We start from the raw sequence: 14,063 nt of genomic DNA, 5'->3' as shown, positions 1-14,063 counted from the left end.
GTCGCGGGCAACCCGGAGGGCGGTCCCGACGTCTCTCAAGGCCGAGGGGGCCGAGAGGCCGAGGGGCCGAACACGTGTCACGGGGGACGCGCGCACACCGTAGAGTGGCTGGCCGCCGACGGAGCGCCGCGCGAGGACAACAAGGGGGAGCGATCGGATGCCGCACACCGAGACACCGGGCACCGAGACCGCCCCGGCGACCCGGCTGCGCTGGTGGACGGAGCTGCCGCTCATCCTCCTGGTGTACGCCTGCTATTCGGCGGGACGGCTGCTGGTCCGGGGCGACGTCTCCGACGCCGTCGACCACGGCCTGGCGATCCTGCGCATCGAGAAGGCGCTGTACCTCAACGCCGAGCACCCGCTGAACCGTCTCTTCACCCGTGAGCCCTGGCTCGGGATACCCGCCGACTTCTGGTACGCGTCCCTGCACTACCTGGTGACCCCGGCGCTCCTCGTCTGGCTGTTCCGCTCCCGCGCGGTGCGCTACCGCGCCGCCCGCACCTGGCTGATGACGTCCACCTTCATCGGCCTGATCGGCTTCACCCTGCTGCCCACCTGCCCGCCCCGGCTGCTCGACGCGAGCCACGGCTTCGTGGACACGATGGCCCACTACAGCGCGTACGGCTGGTGGGGCGGCGAGGCGAGCGCCCCGCGCGGGCTCGGCGGGATGACGAACCAGTACGCGGCGATGCCGAGCCTGCACGTGGGCTGGTCGCTGTGGTGCGGAGTGATCCTCTGGCGGTACGGGCGCACGCGCCTGACGAGGACGGCCGCCGTCGTCTACCCGCTGGTGACCACGATCGTGGTGATGGGCACCGCGAACCACTACTTCCTCGACGCGGCCGCGGGCGCCGCCGTCATGGGCGCCGGTCTGCTGCTGACCCCCGCCGTGATGCGGTGGGCGGACCGGGCGAAGGCCCGCTTCCTGCCCCGCCCCGCGATCGCCCCGGCGGACTCCCCCGTCCCCCATTCCCCGAATGTCAGTGCCGAATGCCAGACTTCCGCGGGTGAGCGAATTCCACGGCAGCGGCACCCCGAGTCGCGGTACGGACCAGGAACCGAATCGGGTGCCTCCCCCTCGGACGCGGGAGAAGGCGCTCCGGCACCGGCTCGCTGAGCTGCGCGGCCCGGAGGTCCCGGCCAAGGCGCTGGACGCGCGCGCCCTGGCCGCCCTCGCCGCCAACCCGGGTTGCAGACGGCGTGCGATCCTCGACGGCGCCGGGGTGGACAAGGCGGTGCTGGCGAGCGCGCTGGGCTCGCCGTCGGTCTTCGGCCAGTCCCAGTTCGCGTTCGTGCGGGGCAACGCGTTCGAGGCGAAGGTCAAGGCGGACGGCGGCACGGAACTGCTGCGCCTCGCCCACGAGAAGCTGGACCGCGCGGCCGAACCGCCCGCCGGCGCGCGCGTGCCCGATCTGACCGCCCAGGGCCCGCGGGGCCGCACGGCCCGTACGGAGCTGGCGCTGCGCGAGGCCACCGGGGCGCCCGGCGCGTGGACGCTGCTCGACCACCCCATGCTCGCGCTCGACGTCGCGGGCTCCCCCGCCTTCCTGGAGCCGGACGCGGTGGTGGTGCACCCGGACGGCAGCTGGACGGTCGTGGAGATCAAGTCCTTCCCGATGCTGGACGGCGCCGCGGACCCGGCGAAGGTCGGCGCTGCGGCACGCCAGGCGGCGGTGTACGTGCTGGCCCTGGAGCGGGTCGCCGCGCGGCTGGACCCGGCCCCGCGCGTGCGGCACCGGATCCTGCTGGTGTGCCCGAAGGACTTCTCCAACCTGCCCACCGCGTCCGCCGTGGACGTGCGCAAGCAGCGCGCGGTGACCGCCCGTCAGCTGGACCGGCTCACCCGGATCGAGGAGATCGCCGACACGCTCCCCGAGGACACGTGCTTCTCGCCGGAGCTGCCCGCCGAGCGGCTGGCCGAGGCCGTGGAGTCGGTCCCGGCGACCTACGCGCCGGAGTGCCTGTCCGCGTGCGAGCTGGCCTTCCACTGCCGGGAGCGGGCTCGCGCGCAGGACGCGGTGACCCGTCTGGGCCGTCCGGTGCGGGCGGAGCTGGGCGGTCTGACGACGGTCGGGGAGGTGCTGGCGGCGGCCCGCGGGGAGGCCGGTGACCCCGACGACCCGGCGGTGGCGGCACTGCGCAGGGCGGCGGCCCTGCGCGCGGAGGCGCTGGGAGCGGCCGCCCCGGAGGTGGCTCCTTGTCGCTGATCGCCACCCTCGCCCGGCTCGAGGCCGTTCATACCGGCCGCGCCCAGCCCGCCGCCACCGTCCGGCACCGGCACCTCTCCGGACGCCCCCTGGTGTTCGTGCCGCTCATCACCGCCGGTGAGGCGGGCGCCCCGCTCGGCGCGCTGGTGGGCACCGACCGGGACGCGCCGCGGCTGCTGGTGGTGCCGCAGCCGCGCGACCGCGATCTGCGGTTCGCGTTCCTGGCCGAACTGGCCGACGTGGTGCTGCCGTACGTCGACGGTTTCGCGGACGCCGTGGAGGCCGCCGAGCGCGCCGAGACCGACCCGGAGACCGGCAAGCGGGTCAAGGTCGAGGTCGAACTGTGCGCGGACGCGCCCCAGTTGATCGTGCCGTCCCGGGCCGGCATCGACCTCGTACGGCTGCTGGGGCGGTCCACGCGGTTCCGGCGCACGGCGGAGCAGGACCCGGAGGCCCCCTTCCCGGCGCCGCCCCGGGTGCCGTTGCTGGGGCGGTGGCTGACGCACTTCGGGGAGCGGGCCCGGGTGCCCGGTTCCTCGCTGCTGCTGGCCATGACGGACGTACTGGCCCGGCACTGGGCGACCGGGCAGTCCACGCTGGAGGACCAGCACCTGGGGGCGCTGCTCGCCTGGATCGACCCGCCCGGGGGGCGCTCCGGGGCGGAGGCCGCGCGGGAGGCAGAGCTGGCGCGGGACGCCGACGGCCAGTTGGTGTGCCCGCCCGCGGGCCCGGCGACCGACCCGGCGTTCGACAACAAGCTGCTCGCCCCGGCGATCGAGCGCTACGACCGCGCCCGCACCGCGCTCGCGGCGGCGGAGGACGGGCTGGAGGCCGACGACCGCCTCGGCGCGCTGACCGCCGCCGAGCGGGAGATCCGCGCGCTGGTGGAGAGCCGCACCCGGCCCACCTGGGACGCGGTGTGGCGGGGGCTCGACCTGCTGGCGGGGCTGCCGGAGGGCGCGCGCGTCGAGGAGCGGTGGACGCGCGACCGCTGGTCGTTCACCGGTCACCGGGACCGGGTCCTGGCCGGTGAGCCGCCGCAGCCGCGCCGCGACGACGCGGTGACCGCGGCCAACAAGCTCGCCGTGCGCGAGCGGGAACAGGCCCGGCTGGAGGCGCAGGAGGCGCTCGACGACCCGCTGGTGATGGCGGCCCGGCGGCTGTCCGGGGAGGCGTTCGCGGGTGAGGTGGTCGACGTGGTGATGGCGTACAGCGAGAGCAGGCGGCCGAGCCCGCGCCCGCTGGTCACCGTCCGCACGGACGACCGCCCGCACCTCGGGGAGAGGGTGCGGGCGTACCGCTCGCTGGGCGGGAAACCGCAGACGGTGGAGTTCGTCGGCCACGAGGACGGACCGGAGGGCGGTCTGCTCGTCCTGCGCGTCCTGGACAGGATGGGCCGGGGCAAGGAGCCGGAGGAGGGCTCGGTCCCGGAGAAGGGCGACCGCGTGTGCTTCACGCTGTTCGAGCACGAACCGCGCGGCGGTCCGAAGCTGCCCGACCCGGAGGAGACCCCGTGGACCCATGGCGGTCCACCCGGTGAGGAGGCCGTACCGGAGCCCGCCGACCCGGTGACCGAGGAGGACGTGCTGTGACCGCCCCTGCCCGGCAGGCCGTGTTCGACCCGGGCGCGGCCGCGGCCCGCGCCACCGACGCGATCCTCCGCGACACGCTGCGCGGTGCCGCGCGCGGTGTCGTCGTCGACTCCCCGCCCGGCGCCGGCAAGTCCACGCTGGTGGTGCGGGCGGCGCTGGAACTGGCGGAGGCGGGCCGCCCCCTGATGGTGGTGGCGCAGACCAACGCACAGGTCGACGACCTGGTCCTCCGCCTCGCCGAGAAGAACCCCGAGCTGCCGGTGGGCCGGCTGCACAGCAGCGACACCGACCCGTACGACAAGGCGCTGGACGCGCTGGACCACGTCCGCACGTCGGCGAAGGCGGCCGACCTCGCCGGTCTGCCCGTGGTGATCTCCACGGCGGCGAAGTGGGCGCACGTCAAGGGCGTCGAGCCGTGGGAACACGCGATCGTCGACGAGGCGTACCAGATGCGCTCGGACGCGCTGCTCGCCGTGGCCAACCTGTTCGAGCGGGCGCTGTTCGTGGGCGACCCGGGCCAGCTGGACCCCTTCTCCGTCGTGGGCGGCGAGCAGTGGGCGGGCCTGTCGTACGACCCGTCCGCGTCCGCCGTGACCACCCTGCTCGCCCACAACCCCGGACTGCCGCAGCACCGCCTGCCGGTGTCCTGGCGGCTCCCCGCTTCCGCCGCGCCCCTGGTGTCGGACGCCTTCTACCCGTACACGCCGTTCCGCAGCGGCACGGACCACGGCGACCGCGGGCTCGCCTTCGGCGTCCCGTCGGACGGTTCGGCGCCGGACCGGGTGATCGACGAGGCGGCCGAGTCCGGCTGGGGCCTCCTGGAACTCCCCGCCCGGCACACCCCGCGCACGGACCCGGAGGCGATCCACGCGGTGGCGACGGTCGTCCGCCGCCTCCTCGACCGGGGCGGCGCGGCGACCTCCGAACGCTCCCCGGACCCCACCCCCCTCACCGCCGGCCGCATCGCCGTCGGCACCGCCCACCGCGACCAGGCGGCCGCCGTACGGGCGGCGCTCGCGGAACTGGGCGCGGCGGACGTCACCGTCGACACGGCGAACCGACTCCAGGGCCGCGAGTACGACGTCACGGTCGTCCTCCACCCCCTCTCGGGCCGCCCCGACGCCACCGCCTTCCACCTGGAGACGGGCCGCCTGTGCGTCCTCGCCTCCCGCCACCGCCACGCCTGCATCGTGGTCTGCCGCGAGGGCGTGACCGACCTGCTGGACGACTACCCGTCCACGGAACCGGTCCAGCTGGGCACGCTGGTGAAGTTCCCGGACGGCTGGGAGGCGAACCACGCGGTACTGGCGCACCTGGCGGAGCACCGGGTGGGGTGGCGGCCTTGATGCCCTGCATGGTCCCCCACAGCGCAGTCTCCCTGAAATCGGCTGGCCGGCCGCGTAAGCCCAGGTTCTTGTAACGAGTCAGGGCGATGAGGGTGCGAGCAGCGGCAGGTCCCACGCGACGCGGAACCGGTCGAGGAGCAACTGCGCGCTGTAGGTGGAGACAGCGAGTTCCCGACGGGCCTCAGCGAGCCGCTCCACTTCGCCCTCGGCCCCCTTGCTCCGGCCCTGCCTGCGGCGTTCCTCAAATCCGGCCTGCCGAACACCTGGAGCAGGGTCAGCGCGAAGTAGGTGAATACGACGACCTCGTGGCGCAAGGCCTCCGCTTCGGGGTCGCTCACCAACTCCCTGATCGTCAATTCAAGTTCTCCCTCGTTCGGCTGATGCGTCGAGTGCAACGCGCGAACGACGGCGTGGAGGCGGTGCATGAGGGGACCACTTTCGGGGCCGGCACCCCTCAGGGCGAGCAGCGCACGGAAGCCCTCAAGGGAGTTGGCGAGCTCTTCCCCGATGACCTGCCGGGCCAGAGGCTCCAGTTTCCGCGGCCCCGAGTCACCGTATGGCTCCACCAGACGGCGCGTGCAGCTGACATGGAACGAAATCCAACCCCCCGCCACACCGATGCAGGCCTGGCCCCGGGGTGCGGAAGCAAGACTCGCTCCATATACATATCTGTATAGTCTGAGACGTGGGAAATCCGTGACAGATCGAGATCGAACCGGAGGTCCGGCAGTGGCTGGCGCTCCTTTCGGACCCGCATTACGACAAGGCTGAGCCTGCCGCCGACATGCTTGCCGCTCAGCCGACGACTCTCGGAGAGCCGTACTCGCCTCATCTCGGCGGCAAGCTCCGCGAGCTGCGCTTCACCATGGACGGGAACGCGGTCCGCATCACGTACTGGCTTGCTTCCGAGCGACGAATCGTGCTCCTGACGGTGTTCCGCAAGACCAGACAACGCGAGGACGCCGAGGTCGAGCGCGCACAGCAGGCACAGAAGGTGTGCGAAGCAGACCACGGACCCGCCGAGCACAGCTACGACCGGACGGAGGAGGAGAGCTCGTGAACCACTCCCAGTGGAAGACTCGTCGGACCCGGAAGCTCCTGGGTGAACGAGTCGAAGAATCCCCCGCCTATGCGGAGGCCGGGTATGCCTTCGCCCTCGGCCAGGCCGTCTACGACCGGCGCACGGGGCTCGGCCTGTCGCAGAGCGAGCTGGCGCGGCGCGCGGGCATGACCCAGCCCCAGATCTCCAACATCGAGGGCGGCGACTCAGTACCGACTCTGCCGCTGCTCACCCGCCTGGCCAAGGCTCTGGACGCGTCGCTGACCATCGATCTGGACGGTGACCACTCGACCTTCGTCTTCACCGCGCACAACGATCACCGGCCGGACGAGGCACCGCCGGGCACAGCCTCCTCGGTGGCCTGAACCGCTGTTGAACGCTTTCCGCAGGGCGGAAGGCGGTGTCACTCGATCCCGAGCGTGCGCGTGACTTCATCCACAGGCCGGCGAAGGAGCTGTGAGGTCCGCCATGACGACCCCGGACACCTGGAAGAAGTCGTCCCAGTCGGGCGGCGGTGAAGGCAACGCTTGCATAGAGATCACCCACCATCACCCGCACGTAGCCGTCCGTCACTCCAAGGACCCGGAGCGGGCCACGCTCGCCTTCCCGGCCTCCGCGTTCACCGCCCACCTCGGCACCCTCGAGGTCCCCGGCAAGGAACAGCGGCCCGTGCATACGCCCCGGACGGCTGGGCAGCCATTCACGCGGCGCCCGAGGGCGCAGCCCCCCGGCACTCTTGCGGGGGCGCGGGACAATGGACGGTGGCCCGCCCTCCAGGGGGGTCGACCGCGACGTACGAAGGAGAAGTCATGGCGGAGCACACGCCGCGCCGGGACCAGCCGCGGCTACGCCCCGCGCCCCTGCTGTTCGAGCCCGCGGAGGCGGCCTCGGATCCCGAGCACTTCTTCGACCTGGAGTCGATCGAGGATCCGCGCGCGCTGCTGGAGCGGGCGACCGAGCTGACGCTCGCGTTCCGCGCCGCGGCGGACCGGGCGACGGAGTTCCAGGCGATGGCGGCGGCCCAGCTCGCCGACCCCCGCCGGTTCGACCGGCTGACGCCGGCGGACATCGCCGAGCGCGCCGAGTGGACCGAGGACTACGCGAAGAAGATGGTCGAGTTCGGCCGGGACCTGATACGGGGCGGCGAGGGCGGCGGCCCCGGGCACGCCGACCCCGCGTAGCCCGTACAGCCCGCACAGCCCGCACAGCCCGTACGGGCCCATGCAGGCGGGCATATGCCGGGCGGGCAAGATACCCCTTCCCCCGCCCCCGCGTCCCCGGTTTCGGCAACCCTGCGGAAGCGCTCCGTCACGGCGGGTAGACCTGTCCGTCATGAGCAGCACACGGAACACCTCCGACGTCAGCGGCGTCACCCCGGACGGCGCCGTCTGGCTCGCCTCGGCGGGGACGTATCCGCGCAGCACGCTCGCGCACTGGGGGGAGCGGCCGGACGCCCCGGTCGTGCTGCCCTGCGGTGTGGTCTTCGACGTGGTGAGCTCGCCCGCGATCTTCGGGCGCCGGATGCTGGACCGGATGTGGGACGAGGGGCCGGGCTCGGGTCCGGTGGCGGAGTTCCGGGGCCGGATGCTGCTGTTCGCCGCGCCCGGCACGGCGCAGCGGCTCCCGGCCCTCATGGAGTGGGAGGAGTGGGGCGCGCGCGGCACCCGCACGGACGGCGTTCCCCCGCTGCTGTGCCACGGCCCCGGCGACGCCGTGACCGTCCCCGCGCCCACCCCCCGCGCCGGCTCCCGCTGGCTCGTCGCCCCCGACACCCGTCACCCCTGGCTGCCGGGCCCGGAGGTCCTGCTGTGGGCGGCCGTACGGGCGGCCCGCGCGGCCGTGCGGATATCGATTTTTCCTCCCGCCGGACGTGATGCTAATGTCTACGACGTCAGCAGGCGCCGCTAGCTCAGTTGGTTAGAGCAGCTGACTCTTAATCAGCGGGTCCGGGGTTCGAGTCCCTGGCGGCGCACGACACGGAAGAGGCCCCTCGCGAGAGCGAGGGGCCTCTTCGCGTTCACCGGGTGCTGATCCGCACCGTCCACGCCCCCGACGCCGTGCGCCCCTCCACCTCCACCCGTACGGACTCCCCCGGCACCGTGAAGCTCTCGCCGAGGGCGACCGGGGCGTCGGCGAGCGGTGGGTAGACCGAGTCCTGCCGGCACGCCTCGGTGTGCGGGTGGGCGTCGACGACCTCGACGGGACCGCGCCCCGACCGGGTGCCGCTGTTCACCCGGTACACCAGCACCCCCTGCCGGCAGACCGCGCGGTCGTTGCCGACCGGCCCGCGGGCCTCGAAGGCGAGCACGCTGTCGGGCCCGGTGCGCACCACCGCGAGCTTGGTGCCCCGCCCCAGCCCGAAGGAGGGCGCCCCCGCGGCACCCGTCACCGGTGTGCCGGGCCCCGCCCCCAGCGGCTCCAGCGTCAGCCGCACCGGCCCCGCGCCCTGCACGCACCGCACCTGCCGGGGCTCCAGCCAGCCCAGCTTCCACTTGTGCCAGCCGAAGAGGTCCGGCGCGAGGGCGAACTGGCTGCCCATCAGGTCCCAGTCGCCGACGTGGGTGTCCCAGTCGCCCTTGCCGTCCGCGGGCCGGTGGTAGAGGTCGGGCAGGTCGAAGACGTGCCCGGTCTCGTGCGCGAGGACGAGCCGGTCCGGGGGATGGTTCTCGAACACGGTGACGACCCGGCGGATGTCGGTGCCGTCGGCGCGCAGCGGGGTGTCCAGGTTGACGACCTTCGTGGCGTCGGAGTCCACGCCCGGCGCGTCCGGGTCGGCGACGAGGTACACGATGTCGTAGCGCGAGAAGTCGACGTGCCGGTCGGCCACGGAGAGCGCGTCCCGCAGGTAGGCGGCCCGGTGGGCGACGGTCCAGTCGCGCTGTATGGCGTACGCCGTGGACGGGCGCGGCATCCGGAACCACTGCCGCAGGGCGTGCGGGCGGAGGGTGAACCTGCCGTAGGAGGCCTGTTCGAAGAAGCGGCTGGTGGCGGGGAAGTGGTCGGCGGCGAGTTCGGCGGGCGTGGTCAGGGGGTGGGAGTCGGGGAAGGACAGGAACACCATCACCGCGTCCAGACCCCGGGCGGGGCGGGGGTAGGCGGCGTTCCAGGTGTCCAGGCCCTCGGAGTGGTGGGCGGCGGTGCGGGTGAGGGCGCAGGACGCCGCCGAGAACGGCTCGGCGACGGAGGGGACGTTCACCATCGAGGTCGCCGCGAGCGCCGACATCGTGGTGCACATCGCGGCGGTGCTGCGCAGCCGGGGCCGTGCACCCGGCACACCCGGCACACCCGATCGGCCCAGTCGTTCCCGGAGGGTCCCACGGCCGAGTCCTCTCGGGGTGAGCTGACGCGGCACGGGGACCTCCGGGAGACGGTTCACGGGACACCGCACCCAGATTGTGTGTGTTTGTCGTACTACGCCTTGTTCGGCTGCACCGGACGAGTGAGAAACGCGGACATCCGGGCGGGAGCGGGCGGGACCGACACCCCGCGCACTCACGGAACGTCACAACTGGTCGGAGGCTCGCAGAACCCGTCCACCCGTGAGCAGAAACGATCGGGCAGAGATGCGGATCCGTCCCGGAGACCGGAAAGTGGCTGGAAGGCCCCGACGCGGGCCTCTATGATCGGCACACTTTCCTGAGATTCTGAGACTTTCTGCACGGACAGCGATCGAGTGCACTGCGGGAGCGAGCGGTGAGCGGAACGTCCGAAGGGCCGGCGCCCGCGACAGGACCCAACCGGCCGACCGTCACGGAGAGTGAGATCACTGCCTCTCCGCGTACGGAGTCCCCGCCCCCGCCGGCCCTCTCCGCCCCGTCGTACCGCTCCGTCTTCACGGTGGCGCCGCTCGCCATGGCCGTGGTCGACCGCGAGGGCATGGTGACCGGCGCCAACGCGGCCCTCGCCGCCCTGCTCGGCCGCGACCCGGAGACCCTGACCGGTGCCGTCGCCGCCGATCTGGTGGACCTGGCCTCCGACGCCCGCACCTGGCACGCCTACCGGGAGCTGCTGGGCGGGCGACGGGCCGGGCTGCGCTGCACGCGCCGGCTGAAGCACCCGGAGGGGCACGTGCTGTGGGCGCGGGTGACGGTCGCCGCGCTGCCCGCCGGCGACGGGGGCGTGCTGCTGTCGGTCACCGACATCGGCGACCACCGCGAGCTCCAGGCCCAGCTGCGGCACCTGCGGATGCACGACCCGGTGACCCGGCTGCCCAACCGCTCCCTGTTCTTCGAACGGCTGACGGCCGCGCTGGACGCGGAGTCGTACGAGGAGGGCGGCACCGGCCGGATCGGGCTGTGCTACCTCGACCTGGACGGCTTCAAGGCCGTCAACGACACCCTGGGCCACCACGTCGGCGACCAGCTGCTGGCCGCCGTCGCCGAGCGGCTGACGCGCTGCGCGGAAGAAGCCGGCCGGGCCAGGACCGGCACGCCGCTGGTCGCGCGGCTGGGCGGGGACGAGTTCGCGCTGCTGGTCGAGGACTCCACCGGCACCGAACAGCTCGCCGACCTCGCCGAGTCGCTGCTCGACGCGATCCAGGCCCCCTTCGACCTCTCCGGACGCGAGCTGTCGGTGTCCGCGTCGATCGGGGTGGTCGAGCGGCACGCCGCCGGGACCACGCCCACCGCGCTGATGCAGGCCGCCGACACCACGCTGTACTGGGCGAAGGCCGACGGCAAGGCCCGCTGGACGCTGTTCGACCCGGAGCGCAACGCCTCCCGCGTGACCCGCCAGGCCCTCGCCTCCACGCTCCGCCCGGCCATCGACCGGGGCGAGTTCGCGCTGGAGTACCAGCCGCTGGTGGGCATGGAGGACGACCGGGTGCACGGCGTGGAGGCGCTGATCCGCTGGCACCACCCGCGGTTCGGCACGCTGACGCCGAATCGGTTCATCTCACTGGCGGAGGAGGACGGCTCGATCGTGCCGCTCGGCCGCTGGGTGCTGCGCACCGCCTGCCGGCAGGCCCGCGACTGGCAGGTGGAGCATCCGGACGAGCCGCCGATCTTCGTCAGCGTGAACGTGGCGGTCCGCCAGGTCTGGGACTCCGACCTGGTGGCGGACGTCGCCGAGATCCTGGAGGAGACGGGCCTCGCCCCGGAGCTGCTCCAGCTGGAACTGACCGAGTCGGCGGTGATGGGCTCGTCCGGCCGGCCGATCCAGGTCCTGAAGGCGCTCAGCGACATGGGCGTGCGCATCGCCATCGACGACTTCGGCACCGGCTACTCGAACCTGGCCTACCTCAGCCGGCTGCCGGTGTCGGTGCTGAAGCTGGACGGCTCCTTCGTCCGGGGCTTCCAGTACGAGGAGCGCGCCGCCGCCCCGCCGAATCCGGCGGACGAGGTCATCGTCGAGGCGATGGTGCAGCTCGCCCACCGGCTCGGCCTGACGGTCACCGCGGAGTGCGTGGAGACCTCTGCGCAGGCCACCCGGCTGCGCCGGATCGGGTGCGACACCGGCCAGGGGTGGCTCTACTCCCGCCCGGTGTCGCCGGACCGCATCTCCGAGCTGCTGGGCACGCCCGGGGTTCAGGCGGGCGTGGGCAATCCGTAGGCGTCGGCGATCAGTTCGTAGGAGCGCAGGCGCACGTCGCCGCCGTGGGCGTTGGCGGTGAGCATCAGCTCGTCGGCGCCGGTGCGCTTCTGCAGCTCGTCCAGGCCGGTGCGGACCTCGTCGGGGGTGCCGTGGATGACGTTGGCGTTCCAGGAGTCGACGAACTCCCGCTCCATCGGGCTGAAGTCGTACGCCTCCGCCTCCTCCGGGGTCGGCACGAGTCCCGGGCGGCCGGTGCGCAGCCGGACCATGTTGAGCGCGGCGGCCAGCACCTGGCGGCGGGCCTCCTTCTCGTCGTCCGTCGCGAGCGCGGAGACGCCGATGAGGGCGTAGGGCGCGTCGAGGACCTCGCTCGGGCGGAAGGTCTCGCGGTAGAGGTCCAGCGCGGGGACGGTGTTCTGGGCCGAGAAGTGGTGGGCGAAGGCGAACGGCAGGCCGAGCACGCCGGCCAGCCGGGCGCTGAAGCCGGAGGAGCCGAGCAGCCAGATCGGCGGGCGGTGCGGGGACTGCACACCGCCGGGCGACGTCGCCTGCACCGGGCCGGGGACGGCGTGGATCCGCCGGTAGGGGTGGCCGTCGGGGAAGTCGTCGTCAAGGAAGCGGGTCAGCTCGGCGAGCTGCTGGGGGAAGTCGTCGGCGCCCTCGTTCAGCCGGTCGGAGCGGCGCAGGGCCGCCGCCGTGGCCCCGTCGGTGCCGGGGGCGCGGCCGAGACCGAGGTCGATCCGGCCCGGCGCCATGGCCTCCAGCGTGCCGAACTGCTCGGCGATGACCAGCGGCGCGTGGTTGGGCAGCATCACCCCGCCGGAGCCGAGGCGGATGCGCCCGGTGTGGGCGGCGAGGTGGGCCAGGATCACGGCGGGCGAGGAGGAGGCCACCCCGGGCATGGAGTGGTGCTCGGCGACCCAGTAGCGGTGGAAGCCGCGGGACTCGGCGAGGCGGGCGAGGTCCACGCCGGTCCGCAGGGCGTCGCTCGCGGTCCGGCCCGCGCCGACGGTCACCAGGTCCAGCACGGAGAGCGGGACGGGTGCGGTGCCGTGGGCGGTGCCCCGGATCTCCTCTGCGGCGTCTGCGGCCATGGTGGGGTGCCTCCTGTGGGGTGTGACGGTCGCTGCGCGACGTAACAGGAGACGGTCCCCGGTTATTCCCCCCGCGGGCCGGCCGGCCCGCGCCACCCGGCGGTGTGCGCGCCCGGCGATCATGCGATACGATCATCTTGTCGCTGAGGGGATCACCCCCCGAAAGTGACCACGCGTTGGTGGTCCAAGGAAAGACGCCCCGCTTCCTGCGGGGAGATGCAGGTGCAAGGCCTGCCCGGCGCTCCATACGGAACCCCGGCCCGCGTCAGCGGGACCGGGGTTCTTCCGTGTGCGGGACGGTCAGACCTGGACGATCGGCTCCCGGGTGAACAGCGCGCCCAGTTCCGGGGCGTTCACCCGGCGGTCGGCCAGCCGCAGGCACTCCCAGGCGGTGACCTGGTTGGCGGTGAGGACCGGCTTGCCGAGCTCCTTCTCCAGGGCGGGGAGGTGGGCGATCGTGTGCAGGCCCGTGTGCGGCAGGAGCAGGGCGTCCGCGTCCGGGGTGTCGGCCGCGCGGGCCAGGGCGAACAGCTCCCCCTCGTCCCAGGCGCCGACCTCCGCGGCGGTGACGGCCCCAAAGCCGCGCACCCCGGTGACCTCCACCCCGCCGGCCCGCAGGAACTCGGCGAAGAGCACGGCCACGTCGTCCGGGTAGGGCGCGCCGACGGCGACCCGCCGCGCCTCGACCTCCCGCACCGCGTGCACGAAGGCGAACGACGTCGACGACGCCGGCATGCCCGCCGCCCGGGCGAGGCTGCGCACCTGCTCGTGGGCACCGTCCCAGCCGTGCGCGAAGCTGCCGCTGGTGCAGGCCCACACCACCGCCTCGGCGCCCGAGAGGCGCAGTTGCTGGAGGCCGGCCGCCAGCCGCTCGGGTGCGCCCATCTGGAGCAGCGCCTCCACCCGGTGCGCGTCCTCACCGAGGTCGGTGTGCACCAGGTCCACCCGGACGTCGCTGCCCAGCAACTGCTCGATACGCGGATAGTCGTCCTCTGCGAAGTGGCCCGGGTAGAGGAATCCCAGTGCGGTCATGTCCAGCCTTCCTGCTGCTTCTCTTCCGGCGCGTCCGGCAGCACGGGACCGGACGCCTGGCCCGGCTGTACGGTCCCGGAGCGTGCCGGCGCGCCGATCAGCGCCCGATACGGTCCCACCGCTCGGGTACCCCGTCGGCGCAACGCCGCCCACCCGGTCACCTGATTGACCGAGATGACCGGTATGCACTTTTCTGCTTC

At 73.4% G+C, this 14,063-nt stretch carries 13 protein-coding genes, 1 tRNA gene and 1 pseudogene; 11 read left to right on the top strand and 4 right to left on the bottom strand.

Translation table 11 applies throughout. The features are described from left to right. The first annotated feature begins 157 nt into the window (after nt 1–157). The 10 genes from ACFY3N_RS04820 (at nt 158) to ACFY3N_RS04775 (ending at nt 8,177) form a co-directional block, all read left to right on the top strand. Nucleotides 158–1,117 (top strand): phosphatase PAP2 family protein, encoded by a 960-nt coding sequence (locus ACFY3N_RS04820; RefSeq protein WP_390815202.1) that lies wholly within the window; start codon nt 158–160, stop codon nt 1,115–1,117. After that, a complete protein-coding gene (locus ACFY3N_RS04815) occupies nt 1,068–2,207 on the top strand; it encodes a hypothetical protein (RefSeq protein ID WP_390815201.1) in 1,140 nt (379 codons plus the stop codon). The genes ACFY3N_RS04820 and ACFY3N_RS04815 overlap by 50 nt, the downstream gene beginning before the upstream one ends. Further along, entirely contained in the window at nt 2,198–3,799 is a 1,602-nt protein-coding gene (locus ACFY3N_RS04810) for a hypothetical protein (protein WP_390815200.1), read from the top strand. The genes ACFY3N_RS04815 and ACFY3N_RS04810 overlap by 10 nt, the downstream gene beginning before the upstream one ends. Further along, on the top strand, nt 3,796–5,145 hold the full coding sequence (locus ACFY3N_RS04805) for an AAA domain-containing protein (RefSeq protein WP_390815199.1): 1,350 nt from the start codon (nt 3,796–3,798) through the stop codon (nt 5,143–5,145). The genes ACFY3N_RS04810 and ACFY3N_RS04805 overlap by 4 nt, the downstream gene beginning before the upstream one ends. Nucleotides 5,146–5,848: 703 nt before the next feature. Then, nucleotides 5,849–6,205, top strand: a complete 357-nt coding sequence (locus tag ACFY3N_RS04800) for a type II toxin-antitoxin system RelE/ParE family toxin (protein WP_390815554.1) — start codon at nt 5,849–5,851, stop codon at nt 6,203–6,205. Further along, nucleotides 6,202–6,570: a helix-turn-helix domain-containing protein gene (locus tag ACFY3N_RS04795; protein WP_390363806.1), complete on the top strand. Its 369-nt coding sequence runs from the start codon at nt 6,202–6,204 to the stop codon at nt 6,568–6,570. Before ACFY3N_RS04800 ends, ACFY3N_RS04795 begins: the two co-directional genes overlap by 4 nt. A 103-nt stretch (nt 6,571–6,673) precedes the next feature. Then, a complete protein-coding gene (locus ACFY3N_RS04790; RefSeq protein ID WP_390815198.1) occupies nt 6,674–7,168 on the top strand; it encodes a DUF397 domain-containing protein in 495 nt (164 codons plus the stop codon). After that, nucleotides 7,066–7,386 carry a hypothetical protein gene (locus ACFY3N_RS04785; RefSeq protein WP_390815553.1) on the top strand — a complete coding sequence of 107 codons (321 nt, stop codon included), beginning with the start codon at nt 7,066–7,068 and terminating at the stop codon, nt 7,384–7,386. Before ACFY3N_RS04790 ends, ACFY3N_RS04785 begins: the two co-directional genes overlap by 103 nt. A 151-nt stretch (nt 7,387–7,537) precedes the next feature. Beyond that, complete coding sequence (locus tag ACFY3N_RS04780; RefSeq protein ID WP_390815197.1) at nt 7,538–8,113, top strand: bifunctional DNA primase/polymerase; 576 nt, start codon at nt 7,538–7,540, stop codon at nt 8,111–8,113. Further along, nucleotides 8,104–8,177, top strand: a tRNA-Lys gene (locus ACFY3N_RS04775). Before ACFY3N_RS04780 ends, ACFY3N_RS04775 begins: the two co-directional genes overlap by 10 nt. A gap of 45 nt (nt 8,178–8,222) precedes the next feature. Here the strand turns inward: ACFY3N_RS04775 and ACFY3N_RS04770 are convergent. Continuing rightward, nucleotides 8,223–9,557 carry a M6 family metalloprotease domain-containing protein gene (locus ACFY3N_RS04770; protein ID WP_390815552.1) on the bottom strand — a complete coding sequence of 445 codons (1,335 nt, stop codon included), beginning with the start codon at nt 9,555–9,557 and terminating at the stop codon, nt 8,223–8,225. 341 nt (nt 9,558–9,898) lie between these two features. On the opposite strand from ACFY3N_RS04770, the gene ACFY3N_RS04765 reads away from it, so the two are divergent. Then, nucleotides 9,899–11,755 carry a putative bifunctional diguanylate cyclase/phosphodiesterase gene (locus ACFY3N_RS04765; protein ID WP_390815196.1) on the top strand — a complete coding sequence of 619 codons (1,857 nt, stop codon included), beginning with the start codon at nt 9,899–9,901 and terminating at the stop codon, nt 11,753–11,755. On the opposite strand, the gene ACFY3N_RS04760 is transcribed toward ACFY3N_RS04765, so the two are convergent. The 3 genes and pseudogenes from ACFY3N_RS04760 to ACFY3N_RS04750 all read right to left on the bottom strand — a co-directional run. After that, nucleotides 11,731–12,831 (bottom strand): LLM class flavin-dependent oxidoreductase, encoded by a 1,101-nt coding sequence (locus ACFY3N_RS04760; RefSeq protein WP_390815195.1) that lies wholly within the window; start codon nt 12,829–12,831, stop codon nt 11,731–11,733. The two genes, ACFY3N_RS04765 and ACFY3N_RS04760, sit on opposite strands and share 25 nt — an antisense overlap. Nucleotides 12,832–13,131: 300 nt before the next feature. After that, on the bottom strand, nt 13,132–13,863 hold the full coding sequence (locus ACFY3N_RS04755) for a decarboxylase (RefSeq protein WP_390815194.1): 732 nt from the start codon (nt 13,861–13,863) through the stop codon (nt 13,132–13,134). Continuing rightward, nucleotides 13,860–14,063: pseudogene (locus tag ACFY3N_RS04750) on the bottom strand (decarboxylase); the annotation flags it as partial. The gene ACFY3N_RS04755 and the pseudogene ACFY3N_RS04750, both read right to left, overlap by 4 nt.

Source organism: Streptomyces sp. NPDC000348, from assembly GCF_042898795.1.
Taxonomy (GTDB): Bacteria; Actinomycetota; Actinomycetes; order Streptomycetales; family Streptomycetaceae; genus Streptomyces.
Note: the sequence above shows the minus strand (reverse complement) of the source record. Positions and strands in the feature narration are given on the sequence as shown.